Source organism: Streptomyces sp. NPDC003023 (genome assembly GCF_042888225.1).
GTDB lineage: Bacteria > Actinomycetota > Actinomycetes > Streptomycetales > Streptomycetaceae > Streptomyces.
In genome coordinates, this window is the sequence record NZ_JBIAPL010000003.1 from 281,779 (window position 1) to 299,165 (window position 17,387).

The 17,387-nt window shown below is 71.5% G+C and carries 14 protein-coding genes; 3 read left to right on the top strand and 11 right to left on the bottom strand.

Annotation, left to right across the window (positions count from 1 at the left end; translation table 11 throughout):
* Positions 1-188: 188 nt before the first annotated feature.
* The 6 genes from ACFYV1_RS13110 to ACFYV1_RS13135 form a co-directional block, all read right to left on the bottom strand.
* Positions 189-1,241: a BMP family protein gene (locus ACFYV1_RS13110; protein ID WP_389395551.1), complete on the bottom strand. Its 1,053-nt coding sequence runs from the start codon at positions 1,239-1,241 to the stop codon at positions 189-191.
* Positions 1,242-2,174: 933 nt separating this feature from the next.
* A complete protein-coding gene (locus ACFYV1_RS13115) occupies positions 2,175-3,410 on the bottom strand; it encodes an amidohydrolase (protein WP_389395878.1) in 1,236 nt (411 codons plus the stop codon).
* A gap of 206 nt (positions 3,411-3,616) precedes the next feature.
* Positions 3,617-4,651, bottom strand: a complete 1,035-nt coding sequence (locus ACFYV1_RS13120; RefSeq protein WP_389395552.1) for a hypothetical protein — start codon at positions 4,649-4,651, stop codon at positions 3,617-3,619.
* Between the two features lie 600 nt (positions 4,652-5,251).
* Positions 5,252-6,175 carry an N-acetylneuraminate synthase family protein gene (locus ACFYV1_RS13125; protein WP_389395553.1) on the bottom strand — a complete coding sequence of 308 codons (924 nt, stop codon included), beginning with the start codon at positions 6,173-6,175 and terminating at the stop codon, positions 5,252-5,254.
* Positions 6,176-6,187: 12 nt separating this feature from the next.
* Positions 6,188-7,468 (bottom strand): cytidylyltransferase domain-containing protein, encoded by a 1,281-nt coding sequence (locus ACFYV1_RS13130; protein WP_389395554.1) that lies wholly within the window; start codon positions 7,466-7,468, stop codon positions 6,188-6,190.
* Between the two features lie 61 nt (positions 7,469-7,529).
* Positions 7,530-8,876, bottom strand: a complete 1,347-nt coding sequence (locus ACFYV1_RS13135) for a DUF6716 putative glycosyltransferase (RefSeq protein ID WP_389395555.1) — start codon at positions 8,874-8,876, stop codon at positions 7,530-7,532.
* A 187-nt stretch (positions 8,877-9,063) separates the two neighbouring features.
* On the opposite strand from ACFYV1_RS13135, the gene ACFYV1_RS13140 reads away from it, so the two are divergent.
* Together ACFYV1_RS13140 and ACFYV1_RS13145 are read left to right on the top strand one after the other, a co-directional pair.
* Positions 9,064-10,047 carry a glycosyltransferase family 2 protein gene (locus ACFYV1_RS13140; RefSeq protein WP_389395556.1) on the top strand — a complete coding sequence of 328 codons (984 nt, stop codon included), beginning with the start codon at positions 9,064-9,066 and terminating at the stop codon, positions 10,045-10,047.
* Positions 10,047-11,381, top strand: coding sequence for an alpha-2,8-polysialyltransferase family protein (locus ACFYV1_RS13145; protein ID WP_389395557.1), 1,335 nt, complete (start codon positions 10,047-10,049; stop codon positions 11,379-11,381). The genes ACFYV1_RS13140 and ACFYV1_RS13145 overlap by 1 nt, the downstream gene beginning before the upstream one ends.
* A 213-nt stretch (positions 11,382-11,594) precedes the next feature.
* Here ACFYV1_RS13145 and ACFYV1_RS13150 read toward each other — a convergent pair whose 3' ends face one another.
* The 3 genes from ACFYV1_RS13150 to ACFYV1_RS13160 all read right to left on the bottom strand — a co-directional run bounded on the left by ACFYV1_RS13150 (position 11,595) and on the right by ACFYV1_RS13160 (position 14,337).
* Positions 11,595-11,933, bottom strand: coding sequence for a hypothetical protein (locus ACFYV1_RS13150; RefSeq protein WP_389395558.1), 339 nt, complete (start codon positions 11,931-11,933; stop codon positions 11,595-11,597).
* A 105-nt stretch (positions 11,934-12,038) separates the two neighbouring features.
* Complete coding sequence (leuE, locus tag ACFYV1_RS13155; RefSeq protein WP_389395559.1) at positions 12,039-12,698, bottom strand: leucine efflux protein LeuE; 660 nt, start codon at positions 12,696-12,698, stop codon at positions 12,039-12,041.
* 58 nt (positions 12,699-12,756) lie between these two features.
* Entirely contained in the window at positions 12,757-14,337 is a 1,581-nt protein-coding gene (locus ACFYV1_RS13160) for a methylmalonyl-CoA mutase (protein WP_389395560.1), read from the bottom strand.
* A gap of 268 nt (positions 14,338-14,605) precedes the next feature.
* On the opposite strand from ACFYV1_RS13160, the gene ACFYV1_RS13165 reads away from it, so the two are divergent.
* Positions 14,606-15,451 carry a L,D-transpeptidase family protein gene (locus tag ACFYV1_RS13165; RefSeq protein ID WP_389395561.1) on the top strand — a complete coding sequence of 282 codons (846 nt, stop codon included), beginning with the start codon at positions 14,606-14,608 and terminating at the stop codon, positions 15,449-15,451.
* A 192-nt stretch (positions 15,452-15,643) separates the two neighbouring features.
* Here ACFYV1_RS13165 and ACFYV1_RS13170 read toward each other — a convergent pair whose 3' ends face one another.
* Entirely contained in the window at positions 15,644-16,630 is a 987-nt protein-coding gene (locus ACFYV1_RS13170) for a hypothetical protein (RefSeq protein WP_389395562.1), read from the bottom strand.
* Positions 16,630-17,361: an RNA polymerase sigma factor gene (locus ACFYV1_RS13175; protein ID WP_389395563.1), complete on the bottom strand. Its 732-nt coding sequence runs from the start codon at positions 17,359-17,361 to the stop codon at positions 16,630-16,632. The genes ACFYV1_RS13170 and ACFYV1_RS13175 overlap by 1 nt, the downstream gene beginning before the upstream one ends.
* Positions 17,362-17,387: the final 26 nt, after the last annotated feature.

Below are 17,387 nucleotides of genomic sequence, written 5' to 3' on the forward strand. Positions count from 1 at the left end.
CGGGAGGAGCAGGGAGGGCAGGCGGAAGGGGCGGGCTGTGATGGGCAGGGGGCGGGGCGAAGTTATCGCGCCTGAGCGTCTTCTACGCGCGTAGCGCTCCCGAATACCGAAAACCCGGGGCAGGAAACCGGTCCGCGGGCCATGGGGCGTGAGCCCAGGCCCGCGGACCTGCGGTACCGGCCGCTCGATTACGGAGCGGTCTTGACCTTGATCTTGCCGGCGATGATGTCGGCCTTGGCCTTGTCGACCGCCGCGACGACGTCGGTCATCTTGGTGTAGGCCGGGTTCGACGCGGCCAGGGCGACACCGTCGTCCTGGAGGCCGTAGCGGATCTCACCGGTCTGCGGCTTGCCGTCCTTGACCGACTTGATCAGGTTGAACACGGCACCCGAGACGTTCTTGGTGACCGAGGTGAGGATCTGGTCCTTGTACGCGGCCAGACCCTTCTGGTTGTACTGGTCGGAGTCGACGCCGATGGCCCACTTGCCGGCCTTGGCGGTCGCCTCGATCGAACCGGAGCCCGCGAGGCCCGCGGCCGCGTAGATCACGTCGGCGCCGGCGTCGAGCTGACCCTGCGCGGCGGCCTTGCCGAGGTCCGGCTTCGAGAAGCCACCGAAGTCCGGCGGCTGCGTCAGGTACTGGACCTTGACGTTGACGCCCTGCTTGGTGTCCTTGACGCCCTGGACGAAGCCCGCCTCGAACTTCTTGATCAGCGGGGTCTCGACGCCGCCGATGAAGCCGACGGTGTTCGACTTCGTCACCTTTGCGGCGGCGACGCCGGCCAGGTAGGAGCCCTGCTCCTCGTTGAAGACCAGGTTGGCGATGTTCGCACCGGTCTTCGACGTGTCGTCGATGAGGCCGAAGGTGGTCTTCGGGAACTTCGGGGCGACCTCCGCGATGGCGGGCGCGTAGGCGAAACCGACACCGATCACGGGGTTGTTGCCGGCCCGCGCCAGCGCGGTCAGGCGCTGGATCTTGTCCGGGTCGCCCTCACCCTCGCTGGGCTCGGCCTCGCTGCCCTTGATGTCGAGTTCCTTCTCGGCCTTCTCCAGGCCCGCGAAGGCGGCGTCGTTGAACGACTGGTCGCCGCGGCCACCGATGTCGTACGCGATGGCGGCCTTGCCGCCCTTGTCGTCCGAGCCGCTCGACTCGGACGACGACTTGCCGCCACACGCGGTGGCGGACAGTGCGAGAGCCGCGGACGCGATGCCCACGGTGGCGATCCTGGTGATCCGGCGCACTGGGGGGCTCCTTTAAACCTGACCGAAAGCGCCACTTCCGGCGCTGGGTTCGCGGCGATCGTAACGCGCGTAGATGTCAGTTAAAGACCCGTTCATCAGTCGTTACCGGATCGTCGCGAAGCCCTTGGGCGGGCGGCGGCCAGGTTACGCGCCGGGGTGCCCCGTCGCGGCCCCGCGACGGCACCCCGGCGTGTCGGGGAGGCTCCGGGCGTGGCCCGATCTTTGCGCGTCTCCGGGCGGGGCCGGTCCGTTGGCTTGGCGTCCGGGTGCGGTTCCGGGCGTTGCCCGGTCTTTGCGCGTCTCCGGCCGGGCCCGGTCGTGTTGCTTGGCGTCCGGGTGCCGCTCCGGGGGCATGTCCGGGACTGCTTTCCCGAACCTGCCTCCCCCTAGGCTCACGACGCCTTACGTCCCGAACACACCCCCTGCGCGTCCCCCTCCCCCGGCCGGCCCCTGTTCGCCCCCGCCGGAGGGCCAGTGAAGGCGCCTGCCCCATACCTCCGGCAGCGGATCTGCCTCTGCGGGCGGGCTGAGTACGTCCCCTGTACCCGGCCGGCCTCCCCCTTGGCTCGTAGCCCGATGAGGGCGCGTGCCCCCGTACCCCTGCGACGGTTTCGCTCCCGCCGGGGGGTACGGGAGCCGATGGGCCGACGAGGGACCCCTCCCCGATACCCCGCACGGGCCTTGGGAACGACCAGGACTGGCACGGGCCCACCGGCGGGAGGGGGGCGGGGGCGGAGGAGGGGGGTGAGCGGACGTAAAGCGTCGTAAGCCTAGGCAAACGCAGGCTCGGGAAAGCAGTCCGCGATCCCCCCTCCGCAGCCACCGACCCCCGCACCACCCACCCACCCCACCGCGCCCCACGGGCGCGCCCCGCAGCCACCGACCCCCGCACCACCAACCCACCCCACCACGCCCCAAGGGCGCGCCCCGCCGTCAGAGTGCCAGGCGCGCGTCCAGCAGGGCCGCGGCGGTGAACAGTTCCACGCCCACCGTGATCGCCGCCTCGTCGACGTCGAAGTCCCCGCGGTGCAAGTCCCGCCGCACCGTGTCGCCCGGCACCCGCACGCCGAGGCGCGCCATCGCGCCGGGCACGTGCTCCAGGTACCAGGAGAAGTCCTCGCCGCCGAGGCTCTGCTCGGTGTCCTCGATCGCGTACGAACCGCGCCGCGCCGTCTGCGCGTCGCGCAGCAGTTCCGTGACGACCGGGTCGTTGACGACCGGCGGTACGCCGCGCACGTAGTTGATCTGGGACTTGGCCCTGTGCAGCGTCGCGATCTCGTCGATCGCCGCGTGCACCAGGTCGGGGGCCTCGCGCCAGCCCGCCAGATCGAGGCAGCGCACCGTGCCGGAGAGTTCGGCGCGCTGCGGGATGACGTTGCAGGCGTGGCCCGACTCGATGCGGCCCCACGTCACGGCGAGGCCGGACCGCGCGTCGACACGGCGCGCCAGCAGCGCGGGTACCTCGGTCACGATCTTCGCGGCCGCCGTGACGAGGTCCGTGGTCAGGTGCGGACGCGCGGTGTGGCCGCCGGGTCCGTCGAGGGTGACCTCGAGCCGGTCGCAGGCGGAGGTGATCGGCCCGGACCGCAGCCCGATGATCCCCGCGTCCACCTTGGGGTCGCAGTGGACCCCGATGATCTTGTTGACGCCTTCGAGGACACCGGATTCGATCGCGTCGGCCGCACCGCCCGGCAGCACTTCCTCCGCGGGCTGGAAGATCAGCCGTACCGGCTGCGGCAGCAGTCCCTGCCGGTCGAGCTCGGCGAGCACCAGTCCGGCGCCGAGCGCCACGGTGGTGTGCACGTCGTGGCCGCAGGCGTGGGCGCGGTCGGGCACGGTGGAGCGGTAGGGGACGCCGGTCTTGGTGTCGGGGATGGGCAGCGCGTCGATGTCGGCGCGGATGGCGAAGAAGGGCCGTACGGTACCCGCCGCAGGCGTACCGATGTCGCAGATCAGGCCGGTGCCCGCGGCGAGGACGCGGGGCTGGAGCCCGGCCTGCTCGAGTCGCGCCTTGATCACGGCGGTGGTACGGAACTCCTGGTTGCCGAGCTCGGGGTGCATGTGCAAGTCGCGCCGGAACGCGATCAGTTCGGCACGCAGCGTCTCGGACAGCGTGCCGGGCAGTGCGACTGCGCCGGGCCGTTCGACTTCTTCTGACTCGCGGGACATCAACTGGTTCACCCAGTGAAGGGTATGCCCCCCGGGCCCCCAACTACCGTGCGATCAACAAAAGATCAGCCTCACAGGGGACAGATTTTTGATTGGAAGGCGATTGGCGGTGCCTCGCAGTGGGTAAGCTCACGCAACTCGCACTTGAGTCGATCTTCCCCTTCCGGACCGTGGTCGTCCGCTCACTGCCGCCTCTCGCCGCCTCTTCAAGCCGGTGCCGGCAGCCGCTGCACATCGCGGGCCGTGCCCGTGACACCGGCCAGGAAGCCCTGGGCGCGCGGCGAGGCCGTCGCCTTGAGCCATTCGGGTGCGATGTCGCAGACGGCCACCTTGATTCCCGTACCGGCCAGAGCGAGCGGCAGGGTGTGGACGACGGTCGAGGGGAAGCTCAGGACCGTTGCGCCGATCGGGCCGCGCCGGGCGATCAGCTCGAGCGGCAGCTCGGGGCGCACCACCTCCAGGCCGGTCTCCACGGCGAGCCGGTGCAGCTTGTCCGCGTTCTCCTTGCGGTGTGCGAAGTAGCGGGTCGCACCGTGGGTGCGCGCGAGCGCGGACACCGCCTCCAGGTACTGCCCGACATCGACGACGCCGGTCTCCACGAGCGAGGTGCCGACCATGTCCGCGCCACGGGTGATCCGCGGCGGGCCGAACCGGGCACGGGTCCAGGCGAACTCGTTGGGCGTGACCGTGATGCCCGGCGGCGGTTCGACGGGCATCGAGGTGAAGACCTCGACCGAGCGGGTCCGCGACGGCGTGAGCCGCCGCCGCGCCAGGAACGTCACCGGTGCGAGCACCAGCTCGCGCGGCCCGCGACGGCTGCCGCGACGGTGCCAGCGCACCAGTTGCTCCCCGCGGGCGACCTGGGCGACGAACTCCATGGTCGCCGTCCCGTCGTCGACGACGGTCACGTCCTTGCGGCCGACCAGGGTCAGCAGGAGCTGTACGTAGCGGGAGAACGGGTCTCCTATGACGATGCGCTCGGCCCGGCGCAGTATCGGGCCGAGCTCGCGCACCGTGCGCAGCGGGGCGCCCGCCCCGCCGCGGGCCTCCTGCCAGCGGACCGTGAAGCCGTCGTCACGGGCCAGCTCCGCCATCCGGCGCAGCTGGCCGCGCGACATGGGGTCCGTGGGTGAGAGCACGACCACGGTGAGACTGTCGGGCCCGGCCGCGAGCGGCGCGACGTGGGCCCACTCGAGAACGTTCAGGAGCTGGACCGGACTCTCGACGAAGGCGAGATTCACTGGTTGTCACCTCTTGATGCCGGGCCGGCCTGTGGCCGGGTCCGTGGCTGGCCGCCCTGCAGGGCGTTGGTTCCTTGCGGTCCGCGGCCCGGGGCCGCGGTGGGGGAGCGTTCCTGCGTCACACGGGTTCTGGGGGCCGGGCGGCGCCACACCGCGGCCCGTGGCCCCGGGCCGGGGTCACGGTCGGGGCGTGTTCCCGAGCCGCGCGCCCCGCGTACGGATTCCGGCCGCGTCCCAGTGGGGCGAACGGGTCGAACGGCGCGGCACCGCGGCCCGCCCGCGGACCGGGTGCGGGCAGGGCCGCCGGCCGTACCCGTGGCCGGCCTTTCCCCGCCGCGCCCTCCTCCCCGGGCCGGCCGGCCGTGGGAGGGGGCGCGTCCCGGGCAGCCGGGCGCGGGAGGTGTGCCCCCGTCCAGGAACCCGTCCAGGAATCCGTCCAGGAACCCGGGCAGGACCCGTACCGCGGTTCGCGCGGCGACCGGGTCCTTTCCGCGGGCCGGAAACCGGCACCGTCGAACACCGGCGCGCAGCCGTCCGGGAGCGGTGCCCCTGGACGCGCCGACGCGGGCGCGAGGCGCGCGGAGCGCGCCCCTGCGGTCGTCAGACCGCGGCCGGCTCACGGTCGCCCGCCTCGGCGACGACACCCGCGACACGGCGGAGCTTCTTCATGGGGGCGAGCTCGGAGTCGTAGACCTTCTTGACGCCGTCGCCGAGCGCCTCCTCGATGGTGCGGATGTCGCGCACCAGGCGGGTGAGGCCCTGCGGCTCGACGGAGGCGGCCTGGTCGGAGCCCCACATGGCGCGGTCGAGGGTGATGTGGCGCTCGACGAACGTGGCGCCGAGGGCGACGGCGGCGAGGGTGGTCTGCAGACCGGTCTCGTGGCCGGAGTAGCCGATCGGGACGTTCGGGTACTCGCCCATCAGGGTGTTGATGACCCGCAGGTTGAGCTCCTCGGCCTTGGCCGGGTACGTCGAGGTGGCGTGGCAGAGCAGGATGTTGTCGCTGCCGAGGACCTCGACGGCGTGACGGATCTGCTTCGGCGTGGACATGCCGGTGGAGAGGATGACCGTCTTGCCGGTGGCGCGCAGGGCGCGCAGCAGCTCGTCGTCGGTGAGCGACGCGGAGGCCACCTTGTGGGCGGGGACGTCGAACTTCTCGAGGAAGGCGACGGCCTCGGTGTCCCAGGGGGAGGCGAACCAGTCGATACCGCGCTTCTTGCAGTGCTCGTCGATCTGGCGGTACTCGTCCTCGCCGAACTCGACGCGGTGGCGGTAGTCGATGTAGGTCATCCGGCCCCAGGGGGTGTCGCGCTCGATGTCCCACTGGTCGCGCGGGGTGCAGATCTCCGGGGTGCGCTTCTGGAACTTGACCGCGTCGCAGCCGGCTTCGGCGGCGGCGTCGATCAGGGCGAAGGCGTTGTCCAGGTCACCGTTGTGGTTGATGCCGATCTCGCCGGTGATGTAGACGGGGCGGCCGGGGCCGGCGGTCTTGTTGCCGAGGGCGCGGAGACGGGACGTGCTCATGGGGGTGGTTCCTTACTTCTTCGGGGACATGGGGGTGGACTCGAGGGGTGTGAGCGTCGGGCCGAGGAGCCAGGCGGCGATCTCACGGATCGCCCCCTCGCCGCCGGGTGTGGCAGTGACGGCACGGGCGGCGGCGCGAACGGAGTCGTGCGCACTCGCGACGGCCACGGGCCAGCCGACGAAGTGGAAGCACGGGAGGTCGTTGACGTCGTTTCCGACGTAGAGCACCCGCTCGGGTGCGAGGCCCCGCTCCTCGCACCACTGCTTGAGTGCGAGGTCCTTGCGGTCGATGCCGTGCAGGACGGGGATCTTGAGCTTGCGGGCGCGGGCGGCGACCACCGGGTTCTGCTCGGTGGAGAGGATCAGCAGTTCCAGGCCGGCCTTGCGCAGGTGGGCGACGCCGAGGCCGTCGCCGCGGTGGACGGAGACGATCTCGCGCCCGTCCGCGTCGATGAACACCCGGTCGTCGGTCTGCGTCCCGTCGAAGTCGAGGACGACGGCGTCGACATCGGCGCGGCCGGGCACCGCGGCGGTGTCCAGCAGCGGGGCGAGTGCGCGGGCCCGGGCCAGGTCGTGCGGGTCGTCGACCTCGAGGACGCGCGCCGGGTCGGTGCGCACCAGCGCGGTGCGGCCGAAGAACCGGTGTCCGGCCTCACGGAATCCGGGCGCGGACATGGCGTACGCGGCGCCGGTCTCGAGGAAGTCCTGCGGGCGGTCCTGGCGGCGGGGCCGGAAGGACGAGTCGTGGTTGACGCCGTAGCCGGTTCCGGTGGCCGTCCGGGTGGCGGTGTCGACCAGTACGGCCCCGCCGGCGGCGCGTTCGGCGCTGTTCTCCCGCGCCTCCGCCGGCTCGTCGGCCTCCCGCCAGACGAAGCCGTGGAAGGGGGCGACGGTCACCGCGCTGTCGGCACCGTCCAGGACGACGGCGCGGGCGACGCCTTCGATGTCCTCCCGGGCGATGAAGGGGCTGGTGCACTGGACGAGCAGCACCACGTCGACGGGTGCGCCGTGCACGGCCTCATGGGCGTCCATGGCGTGCAGGACGGCCGCCTCGCTGGTGGCGGTGTCCCCGGCGATGGCCGCGGGCCGCAGCACGACCTCGGCGCCGGCACCGCGTGCGACGGCCGCGATCTGCGGGTCGTCGGTGGAGACGGCGACGTGGGTGACGAGCGGGGCGTCGAGGCAGGCTCGCACGGCCCGGGCCACGAGCGGCACACCGCCCACCGCGGCCAGGTTCTTGGCCGGGACGCCCTTGGATCCCCCACGGGCGGGGATCACGGCGAGAACGGTCATCGGTGGCTCCAGACGCTTCGACTTCTCCGGCGGGGTTCTTCTGAGACGTGGACGCCGCGGGTCACAGCTGGCCCATCCGGCGGATCACGGGCGCGACGCGCTGCACGCCGTGGCGGTAGGCGCCGCGCGCCACCTCGCGGACGGCGTCCCGCACCACTCGCCGCAGGCCGGTGACCTCCGCCGCGGGTGCGGCGCCGGCGAGCGGGGTGCCGTCCGGGGCGAGGTGGTGGCGGGCGAGGATGCCTGGCAGATAGCCGGGCGCGGTGGTCGGCGTGTAGTAGGGCGCGGGCGCGGGCAGCGCGGGGACGAGCAGCAGTTCGGCGACCCGCTTGCGGGCCTCGTCGAAGGCGGCTTCGTACGAGTCCCCCGCTGTGCCCGGCGGCGTGGCGGGACCGCCGGCCGCGACGCCCTGGCGTGACAGCCACTCGGCGTCCGGGACGGGGCGGTGACCGCCGTCGAGCTGGTCCCAGGAGGCGAACAGGCCCGAGCCGAGGAAGTGGTGGTTGCCGAGCGACTCGCGCACCCCGAGGTCGGTGAGCACGGCGGTGGGGATGCGTCGGTGCAGGGATTCGAGCGCGGCGGTGGACGAGACGGTGACCAGCAGGTCGGTGCGGTCCAGAACCTCGCCCATGTGCCCGTACACCAGACGGAAGTTGGGCGGCAGTCCGCCGGGCAGCCGCTCGGCGAGTTTCTGGTACGGGACCTCTTCGAGGTGGGTGGTGTGCTCCCCCGGCTTGGAGCGGAGCTTCAGCAGCACCTCGCGCTCCGGGTGCAGCCGGGCGTGCTCGACGAGCCTGCGCAGCAGGTAGGTACGGTCGGCGCGGGACTCCGGCACGGACGGCTGGACGGCGAAGACGACGGTGTCGCGGCCCTCCTGTGGCGTGTACGGCGCGCCGCCGAGGAAGGGCAGCGCGGCCTCGGTGACGGCGGAGGCGTCGGCCCCCACTCCCTCGTACACGGCGCGGAAACGGTCCGCGTCGTGGCGGGAGTTGGCGAGGACGATGTCGGCGCCGTGGCGCAGCAGCAGTCCGTCGGAGAGCTTCTCGTAGACGACGCCGACGTAGCCGGTGACGACGACGGGCCGGCGGGCCTGGTGCAGCGCCGCGAGGCCGTGGAGCATCGCCTGGACGCCACCGCCCACCAGGGCGAGCACCACGACGTCGTAGGACTCGTCCTTCATCGCGCGCAGGAACTCGTTCGCCGTCACCTCGCGCAGGTCGTCGGCGCGTACACCCACTTCCGCGAGCTGGCGGGCCGTGGGAGTGGCCCGGCCGCGCAGCAGAAAGCCGCTCAGCTCCACGGAGGTGCTCGGTGCGATGCGGCGCGCGGTGAGCGCACCCCATTTCCACCGGGTGTCGGAGTCGGCGAGTACGGCTACCCGTACGGCCTCGCTGGTACTTGTTGGCACGTCTGGGACGTTAGAAAGGCATTTCGTTTCACGGCCCAACTCGGCTGCAACAAACGGTTAACAGAGCGTCTACGGACGGCGAATCGGGTCGGCGAACGGGTGGGTTAACAAGCTCGCCGCTCTCCGTTCACCTGACATCCTTGTGCGCGTCGACGCGAATGCCGGGCGTCCGCCTAGCCTCACGCGGGTGGTTAAGCTCTCCGTCATCGTGCCGTTCTACAACGTGCAGACATATGCCCCCGACACACTTCGAAGCCTGAGGGCGAACGCCCGCGCCGACTTCGAGTTCGTGCTCGTCGACGATCGTTCGACCGACGGCACTCCGGAGATCCTGGAGCGTGCGGAGCGTGAGCTGCCGGGCGCGGTACTGGTCAGACACGAACAGAACGGTGGGCTGGCCACCGCCCGCAACACCGGTCTGGACGCCGCGAGCGGCGAGTACCTCGCCTTCCTCGACGGCGACGACTGGCTGGCGCCCGGCCACTTCGAGCGCCTGCTGGCCGCCATGGAGGACCTCGGCTGCGACTTCGTCCGTACCGATCATGTGCAGTGCACCGGTCGTGCCCGCTCGGTGCACCGGGTGCCCGTCGGCCGGCGCGGCGAGGTGCTGCGGCCGCGCGACGCGATTCTGCCCGCCGACCGTTCGACCGCCGTGGACTATCCGTACGCCTGGGCCGGGATGTACCACCGGCGCCTCGTGGACCGCGGGCTGCTGCACTTCACGCACGGTCTGCGCACCGCGGAGGACCGGCCGTGGATCTGGCGGCTCCACCGCGAGGCCGACTCGTTCGCCGTCATCAGCCAGTTGGGAATTTTCTACCGCCGGGGGGTCGCCTCCTCCCTCACCCAGATCGGCGACATCCGGCAGCTCGATTTCATCAAGGCATTCGACCAGGTGATCGAGGAAACGGCGAGTGACGTCGACGCGGAAAAACTGCTGCCGAAGGCGGTCCGCACTTACTGCGCCCTCATTTCCCATCACCTGGGATCCATCGAAAGGTACGAACCGGCCGTGGCACGGAAATTGCGCACAATGAGCGCGGCCGCGCTGAAGCGCATGCCGCAGGACGTGTTGAAGGAGGCGCTCGACTCGATGGACGCCGAGCGCGCCTCACGGCTGCGCAGGGTGCGCAGGCGCCCGGCTCCTCTCTCGGTGGAGGCGGCAGCCTGATGGCCACGACACAGATCTTCTTCGCCTCCTCTCTCTTCGGGGCCGCCACGCTGGCCGCGGCGATCGACAGCGGCGCGTTCACCGACGCCGACCGCCGGCTGCTGCTGGTCTCCAACAACGCGGCGATCCCGGAGACGACACCGGCGCTCGACGACATGGCCGGCTTCGAGCGGCTGCGTGACCGCTTCGACGGGGTGCTGTCCTGGAACGAGACCATCTCGCCGTTCCATCCGGGTGGCTGGGCTCCGCGCGGCGACGACGTGCCGCTGTGGGAGCGTTATCTGCGGCAGCTGTGGAACCTCGGCGACGACCGGATCGAACTCGCCGTCGAGTCCATCCAGGTCAACCCGGCGCTGGCGATCGCGCAGCTCTTCCCCGACGCGGCGCTCGACGTGTACGCGGACGGGCTGATGAGCTACGGCCCCACGCGCAACAAGATCGACCCGCTGGTCGGCGAACGCGTACGGCGGCTGCTGCACCTGGATCTGGTGCCCGGCCTGAAGCCGCTGCTCCTCGCGGAGTTCGGGGTGGAGCCGCAGCTCGTGCCGACGGAGGCGTTCGTCAAGGTCGTCGGTGAGCTCTCCGACGCCGTGCCCGACGCCTGCGAGGGCGTCGCGGAGGGCCCGGCGCTGCTGCTGGGTCAGTACCTCGCGGCGCTGGACATCCTCTCGCCGAAGGAGGAGGAGGAACTGCACGTCCGCATGCTGCGGGGCGCTGCCGAGCTGGGCCACCGGCGGATCGTCTTCAAGCCGCACCCCACCGCCCCGGCGGCGTGGGCACGGACGCTGGAGCGTGAGGCCCAGTCGCTGGGCGTGGAGCTGACCGTGCTGGAACGGCCGCTGCTCGCGGAGGTGCTGTTCAGGCAGATGCGCCCGGCGCTGGTGGCGGGGTGCTTCTCCACCGCGCTCTTCACCGCGGGCGCCTTCTACGGGATCCCGGTCGCCCGGGTCGGCACGGAGCCGCTCATGGACCGGCTCACGCCGTACCAGAACAGCAACCGGGTGCCGCTGACGATCGCCGACGCGCTGCTGCCCGATCTGACGGAGGGCGAGGCGCGTGCGCCGGCGGAGGCCGGCGAGCGGCTCGCCGGGCTGGTCGCGGCGGTCGGCTTCGCGATGCAGCCGCAGCTGCGGCCGGATCTGCGGCCGGCCGCGGAGCGCTTCCTGCGCACCAGCCTCGACGGGCGCACGGCGCGCTACTTCAAGCGCCGGCGCCTGACCGTCCTGGGGCTGCCGGGCGGCGTCCCGGTCCCCCGCGGTCAGGCGGTACGCCGCGTGGTGCGGCGGGGACGGCGGCTCAAGCGGGTGCTCAAGCGGGTGGCGGCGCTGAACTGACGCGGGGACCGGTCCTGCGGCGCGGGCGCGGTACCAGTCCTGCGGCGCGGGCGTCGGTATCGGCCCGCGCCGCGACACCCTCCATCGGCGGGAACGCCCACCGGCCCGAGCAACCATCGGCAGGAACGACCGCCGGCCCGAGCATCCATCGGCGGGAACGACCGCCGGCCGGAGCGTTCGCCGGCGAAGGAGCCCGCAAGGTGGAGGCGTTCGTCAGCGGGACCGGCGGGCCTCGTGCAGGAAGTGGCGGGCGAAAACGACGGCGCCCCACAGCATCAGGAAGTTCAGCAGCGCACCGCCGGCATGGAGCAGCGGGGCGAGCAGACTGACACCCGGGTCCTCCTGGCCGCTCTCGGCGGCGCCGGACAGCGCCGCCGAGAGGAGGACCAGCACGACGAGAACGGCTCCGCCCGGGAAGGTCGCGAGGGCCAGCACGAAGCTCAGGGCCTCAGGGCGCCCTGCGAACTCGGAGACCACGGCGGCGACGGCGACAAGGCCGACGTAGAGGGCGCCGAGGGCCCGTGTCCTTCTCCAGGGCTTGGGGTTGCTCATCTCCGGCCGTCCTTCGCGCGATGATCACGGCGTACGGAGGCCATTATTGAACATGTTCAAAGATTTGGGCGCCGGTGAGCGGGCCGGGATCCCGGCCCGGCGGCGTCACGTACCGCTCAGCGACAGCTTCACCGCGAAGCCCAGGAACAGCGCCCCCGCCGCAGAGGTGGCACCCGCCGACAGCCGCCTGCGACGACGGAACGCCGCCGCCAGGTGCGTGCCGGTGAAGATCAGCAGCGTCAGGTACAGGAAACTCGCCAGCTGCGCCAGCACGCCGAGCACCGTGAACGACAGTGCCGGGTAGGCGTACGCCGGATCGACGAACTGCACGAAGAAGGCGATGAAGAACAGGATCGCCTTCGGGTTGAGCAGGCTGATCACGAACGCCCGCCGGAAGGGCCGCTCCGCCGCCGTCGCGGCCGGGTCGAGGGCCTCCGTCCGCTCGGTCACGAGCTCACGCCGTGTCCGCCACATCGACCAGGCGGCGCGCAGCATCCCGATCGCCAGCCACGTCAGATAGCCGGCGCCCGCGTACTTCACGATGCCGAACAGCAGCGCGTTGGCCTGGAGCAGCGAGGCGACGCCCGCCGCCGACAGCACCATCAGGACGGTATCGCCGCACCACACACCCGCGGCCGCGCGGTAGCCCGTGCGCACACCTCGGCGGGCGGCGACCGAGAGCACGTACAGCGAGTTGGGACCCGGCAGCAGAACGATCAGAACGAGGCCGGCGAGGTAGGTCGGCAGATCTGTGACACCCAGCATGGGCGGAGTGTCGCACACGGGTGCGACACTCCGCCCATTCGTCTCACAACGATCCGTCTCAGAACGCGTCGGTCGGGACGTACGTGCCCCACACCTCGCGCAGCGCGTCGCAGACCTCACCCACGGTGGCGCGCGCCTTCAGCGCGTCCTTCATCGGATAGAGGACGTTGTCCGTGCCCTCCGCCGCCTTCTTCAGCTCCGCGAGCGCCGCGTCCACCGCCGCCTGGTCCCGCTCCGCGCGCAGCCTCGCCAGCCGCTCCGCCTGCTGCGCCTCGATCGCGGGGTCGACGCGCAGCGGCTCGTACGGCTCCTCGGCGTCCAGCGTGAAGCGGTTGACGCCGACGACGACGCGTTCGCCGGAGTCGGTCTCCTGGGCGATGCGGTAGGCGCTGCGCTCGATCTCGCCCTTCTGGAAGCCGCGCTCGATCGCGTCGACCGCGCCGCCGAGGTCCTCTACGCGTTCCATGAGTGCCAGCGCCGCCGCCTCGACGTCGTCGGTCATCCTCTCCACCACGTACGAGCCCGCGAAGGGGTCGACGGTCGCGGTGACGTCGGTCTCGTAGGCCAGTACCTGCTGCGTGCGCAGCGCCAGCCGGGCGGACTTGTCCGTCGGCAGGGCGATCGCCTCGTCGAAGGAGTTGGTGTGCAGCGACTGGGTGCCGCCGAGCACCGCCGCGAGACCCTGCACGGCGACGCGCACCAGGTTCACCTCCGGCTGCTGTGCGGTGAGCTGCACGCCCGCGGTCTGTGTGTGGAAGCGCAGCATCAGCGACTTCGGGTTCCTGGCGCCGAACTCCTCCTTCATCACCCGGGCCCAGATGCGGCGGGCCGCACGGAACTTGGCGACCTCTTCGAGGATGGTCGTCCGGGCGACGAAGAAGAAGGACAGCCGGGGCGCGAAGTCGTCGACGTCCATGCCGGCGGCGACGGCGGTGCGGACGTACTCGATGCCGTCGGCGAGGGTGAACGCGATCTCCTGCGCGGGCGAGGCGCCGGCCTCCGCCATGTGGTAGCCGGAGATCGAGATCGTGTTCCACTTGGGGATCTCGGCCCTGCAGTACTTGAAGATGTCCGCGATCAGCCGCAGCGACGGCTTGGGCGGGAAGATGTACGTGCCGCGGGCGATGTACTCCTTGAGGACGTCGTTCTGGATGGTGCCGGTGAGCTTGTCCGCCGGCACGCCCTGCTCCTCGCCGACGAGTTGGTAGAGGAGGAGCAGAAGGGCGGCGGGGGCGTTGATCGTCATCGACGTGGAGACCTTGTCCAGCGGGATCCCGCCGAACAGCACCCGCATGTCGTCGATCGAGTCGATGGCGACACCGACCTTGCCGACCTCGCCGTGCGCGAGGGGGGCGTCGGAGTCGTGGCCCATCTGGGTCGGCAGGTCGAAGGCGACGGAGAGACCCGTCGTGCCGTGGGCGATGAGCTCCTTGTAGCGGGCGTTGGACTCGACCGCCGTGCCGAAACCGGCGTACTGGCGCATCGTCCACGGCCGTCCCGTGTACATCGACGGGTACACACCGCGGGTGAAGGGGTACGCGCCGGGCTCGCCCAGCTTCTGAGCCGGGTCCCAGCCTTCCTGGTCGGCCGGTCCGTACACCGGCTCGATGGGCAGTCCCGACTCGGACTCGCGCGCCATGTGACTGTGCCTCCCGCTGGGCCTACTGACAGGTAACAACTGCTGCGACGGACTGTATCGGCGGCCCTGCGGCGGGTGGAGAGCCACGCCCTGGGACCTTGCTCACAGACCCGCGCCGTGCACGGCTCGTGGCGTGTCCGTCCCCGAACCGTTACCCCCATGATGCGCGGGATCGCGCAACCGGGCAGGACGGGAATTTGTCTCATCAGGCACAGGGACTCATGGGGACGAGACAAGTGGGGGCGACATGTTCAGGAAAGCCACCGGGATGAGAACGTCGGCCGCCGCGGCAGCCGTGCTCGTGGCCGCGGTGACGGCCGGGTGCAAGGCCGAGGCCGCGACCGACGCACCGACCACCACCGGCAGTCCGAGCGCGACGGCGTCGCCGTCCGCGTCGGCTTCGCCGTCACCCTCGGAGTCGGAGTCGGCCGAGCCGTCGAAGACGCCGTCCCCGACGCCGTCCACCGAGAAGCCCGCGCCGAAGGTGCTGATGGCCCCGGGCTCCAAGGGCGAGCAGGTGCGCGAACTCCAGGCCCGACTGGCGCAGATCGGCTGGTTCGACGACAAGCCGACCGGCACCTACGGGCCGGTCACCACCACGTCCGTCAAGGGCTTCCAGGGCAAGCGCGGCCTGCCCACGACGGGCAGCACGGACACCGTCACCTGGGAGCGGCTGCTCGGCATGACGACGAAGCCGACCCGAGCCGAACTGGACGGCAAGGACGTCAAGAAGCCGAAGGCGAAGCTGGACCAGCGCTGTATGACGGGCCGGGTGATGTGCATCAGCAAGACCACCCGCACGCTGTCCTGGATGATCGACGGCAAGGTGCTGTCGACGATGGACGTGCGCTTCGGCTCGCAGTACACCCCGACCCGTGAAGGCGTGTTCAACGTCGGCTGGAAGTCCCGCGACCACGTGTCGACGATCTACGACACGCCCATGCCGTACGCGATGTTCTTCAGCGGCGGCCAGGCGGTGCACTACTCGTCGGACTTCGCCGCCCGCGGTTACAACGGGGCTTCGCACGGCTGCGTCAACGTACGGGACAAGAAGGCCGTCGCGGCGCTGTTCGACCAGGTGCGGACCGGCGACAAGGTCGTCGTCTACTGGTGACGGGCTGCGGGGAGGGAAAAGGGCGCGGGCGGGACCGGGGGAACGTGTCCCGCCCGCGCCATGTGCGCTGAGCCGTAGGTACGGGGGGAACCCCGGCTCATTGCGCCGCCGATGACCAGTCGGCTCACTATCTACTGCGCCGTAGCTCCGAAAAACGTCACACCCTGCGCCGCGCACCATGGAAAGCGCAGGTCAGAGCGCGTAAGCCGACTCCGTCGAAGTCGTCGACGCCTCGGGGTCGGCGGACCAGGAGACGGGAGGGGTGAGGGACACGTCCGGGACGTCGTCCAGATCGCCGGAGTCACGGTCGTCGCCGGAGCCGCCGGAGTTCTTCCCTCCGTCCTCACCGTCGTCGCCCGTGCCGCCTCCCCGGGTGCCCGGGCCCAGCAGTTCGTCGCAGAACCGCTCGACCTGTTCGGGTCCCTTGGCAGCGACCTCGAGGCGGCGCCTGCGTTCAGGGTCGATACGTCCGCTGCGGTAGTCGCGGCAGGCCTCGACGGACTTGCGGTACACGTCGGCGTCCTGGGTCGGGTCCTCGATGCCCGGCGTGGCGGACCCGTCGCCGGACGGACCGCCGGAGGTGGTCGGCCCCGGATCACCGGGCGTCGGGCTCGCGCTGCCCTGTCCCGGCGGTACGAACGACGGTGCGCCGGTGGCGCCCGGGGACTTCGAGGGGTTTCCCGTGCCGTCGCCGTGCGGTGACGTCGGCGCCACCGCGCCCGGGGTCGCCGCCGCCGAGACGGAGGTCCCGGGTGTCGGCCCGTCGTCGCCGAAGGAGGGGAGCATGCCGCCGCCGGTGGCGACGGCCACGCCGCCGATGGCGCAGCCCGCGAGAGCGGCCGCGATCCCGAACCGCAGGGGGCGGGCGAATCCCACGCCTCGGCCTGCGCGGGCGTGGTGGCCGGCGCGGGCCCCGCGGGTGACGCGTACGGTCGTGAGCGAGGTCCCGGCCGCTGCCGCGCCGTCGGCCCGTGCCTTGCGGTACGCGGCCATCGCGGCCGCCTCGCCGGGCAGATCGCCGTCGCCGCAGCGGTGACCGGGGTCGGCCGCGCTGTCGAGCGCCGCGGCGAGGCGTGCGGCCTCGATCCGGGCACGCTCGTCAGCGGTCTCGACAGGCTTGCCGCGCAGCAGTCGCTCTGCCGCGTCCCTGTCAAGCCACTCGTACCGCTCGTCGGCCATCACATGTCCTTCTGCGTCCGCAGACGTGAATGCGTCACACCGGCCGGTGTCGCGGCACCGGGACGGGTGCCTCGCTGGGCGGGCAGTCCGCCGAGCTCCGGAGTCGATTCCGCGGGGCCCTCCCCGCCCCGGCGACTCGGTTCCGAGGCTGCTTCTTCGGTGTCTTCCAGGGCGGCCACGCCGTCGGCTCCCAGCAGTTCCGCCAGCCGTTTCAAGCCACGGTGCGCCGCGGTCCGTACGGCGCCGGGGCGCTTTCCGAGTGCCTTGGCCGCGCTCTTCGCGTCGAGACCGACCACGACCCTGAGCACGACGGCCTCCGCCTGGTCCTGCGGCAGCTGCGCGATGAGCGCCATGGTGCTGCTGGTGGAGATGGACTCCATCGCCTCGTCAACGGTGTCGGACGTGGCGGGCCGGCCGGTCAGCTCCGTCTCGTCGCCTCCGACGGCGGGCCGGCGGCCCCTCATCCTGATGTGATCGAGCGCCCGGTTGCGGGCGATCCGCGCGGCCCAGCCGCGAAACCGGTCCGCGTCCCCGCTGAACCGGTCGAGGTCTCGCGCGATCTGCAGCCAGGCCTCCGAGGTGACGTCCTCGGCGTCGGCCTCGCCGACCAGAGTGCGCACATAACCGAGCAACCGCGGATGCACGGCGCGGTACACAGTACGGAAGGCGCCTTCGTCCCCGTCCTGAGCCGCGAGCACAGCGGTGGTCAGCTCCGCGTCGTCCCCCAGCACTACCTCTACCTGTCGTTCCGGAATCG

What these genes read in the sequence shown, in the direction of transcription:
- ACFYV1_RS13170 (WP_389395562.1), bottom strand. Translation starts at nt 16,630, where the DNA reads ATGGCCGACGAGCGGTACGAGTGGCTTGACAGGGACGCGGCAGAGCGA.
- leuE (WP_389395559.1), bottom strand. Translation starts at nt 12,698, where the DNA reads ATGCTGGGTGTCACAGATCTGCCGACCTACCTCGCCGGCCTCGTTCTG.
- ACFYV1_RS13165 (WP_389395561.1), top strand. Translation starts at nt 14,606, where the DNA reads ATGAGAACGTCGGCCGCCGCGGCAGCCGTGCTCGTGGCCGCGGTGACG.
- ACFYV1_RS13115 (WP_389395878.1), bottom strand. Translation starts at nt 3,410, where the DNA reads ATGTCCCGCGAGTCAGAAGAAGTCGAACGGCCCGGCGCAGTCGCACTG.
- ACFYV1_RS13160 (WP_389395560.1), bottom strand. Translation starts at nt 14,337, where the DNA reads ATGGCGCGCGAGTCCGAGTCGGGACTGCCCATCGAGCCGGTGTACGGA.
- ACFYV1_RS13130 (WP_389395554.1), bottom strand. Translation starts at nt 7,468, where the DNA reads ATGACCGTTCTCGCCGTGATCCCCGCCCGTGGGGGATCCAAGGGCGTC.
- ACFYV1_RS13145 (WP_389395557.1), top strand. Translation starts at nt 10,047, where the DNA reads ATGGCCACGACACAGATCTTCTTCGCCTCCTCTCTCTTCGGGGCCGCC.
- ACFYV1_RS13150 (WP_389395558.1), bottom strand. Translation starts at nt 11,933, where the DNA reads ATGAGCAACCCCAAGCCCTGGAGAAGGACACGGGCCCTCGGCGCCCTC.
- ACFYV1_RS13125 (WP_389395553.1), bottom strand. Translation starts at nt 6,175, where the DNA reads ATGAGCACGTCCCGTCTCCGCGCCCTCGGCAACAAGACCGCCGGCCCC.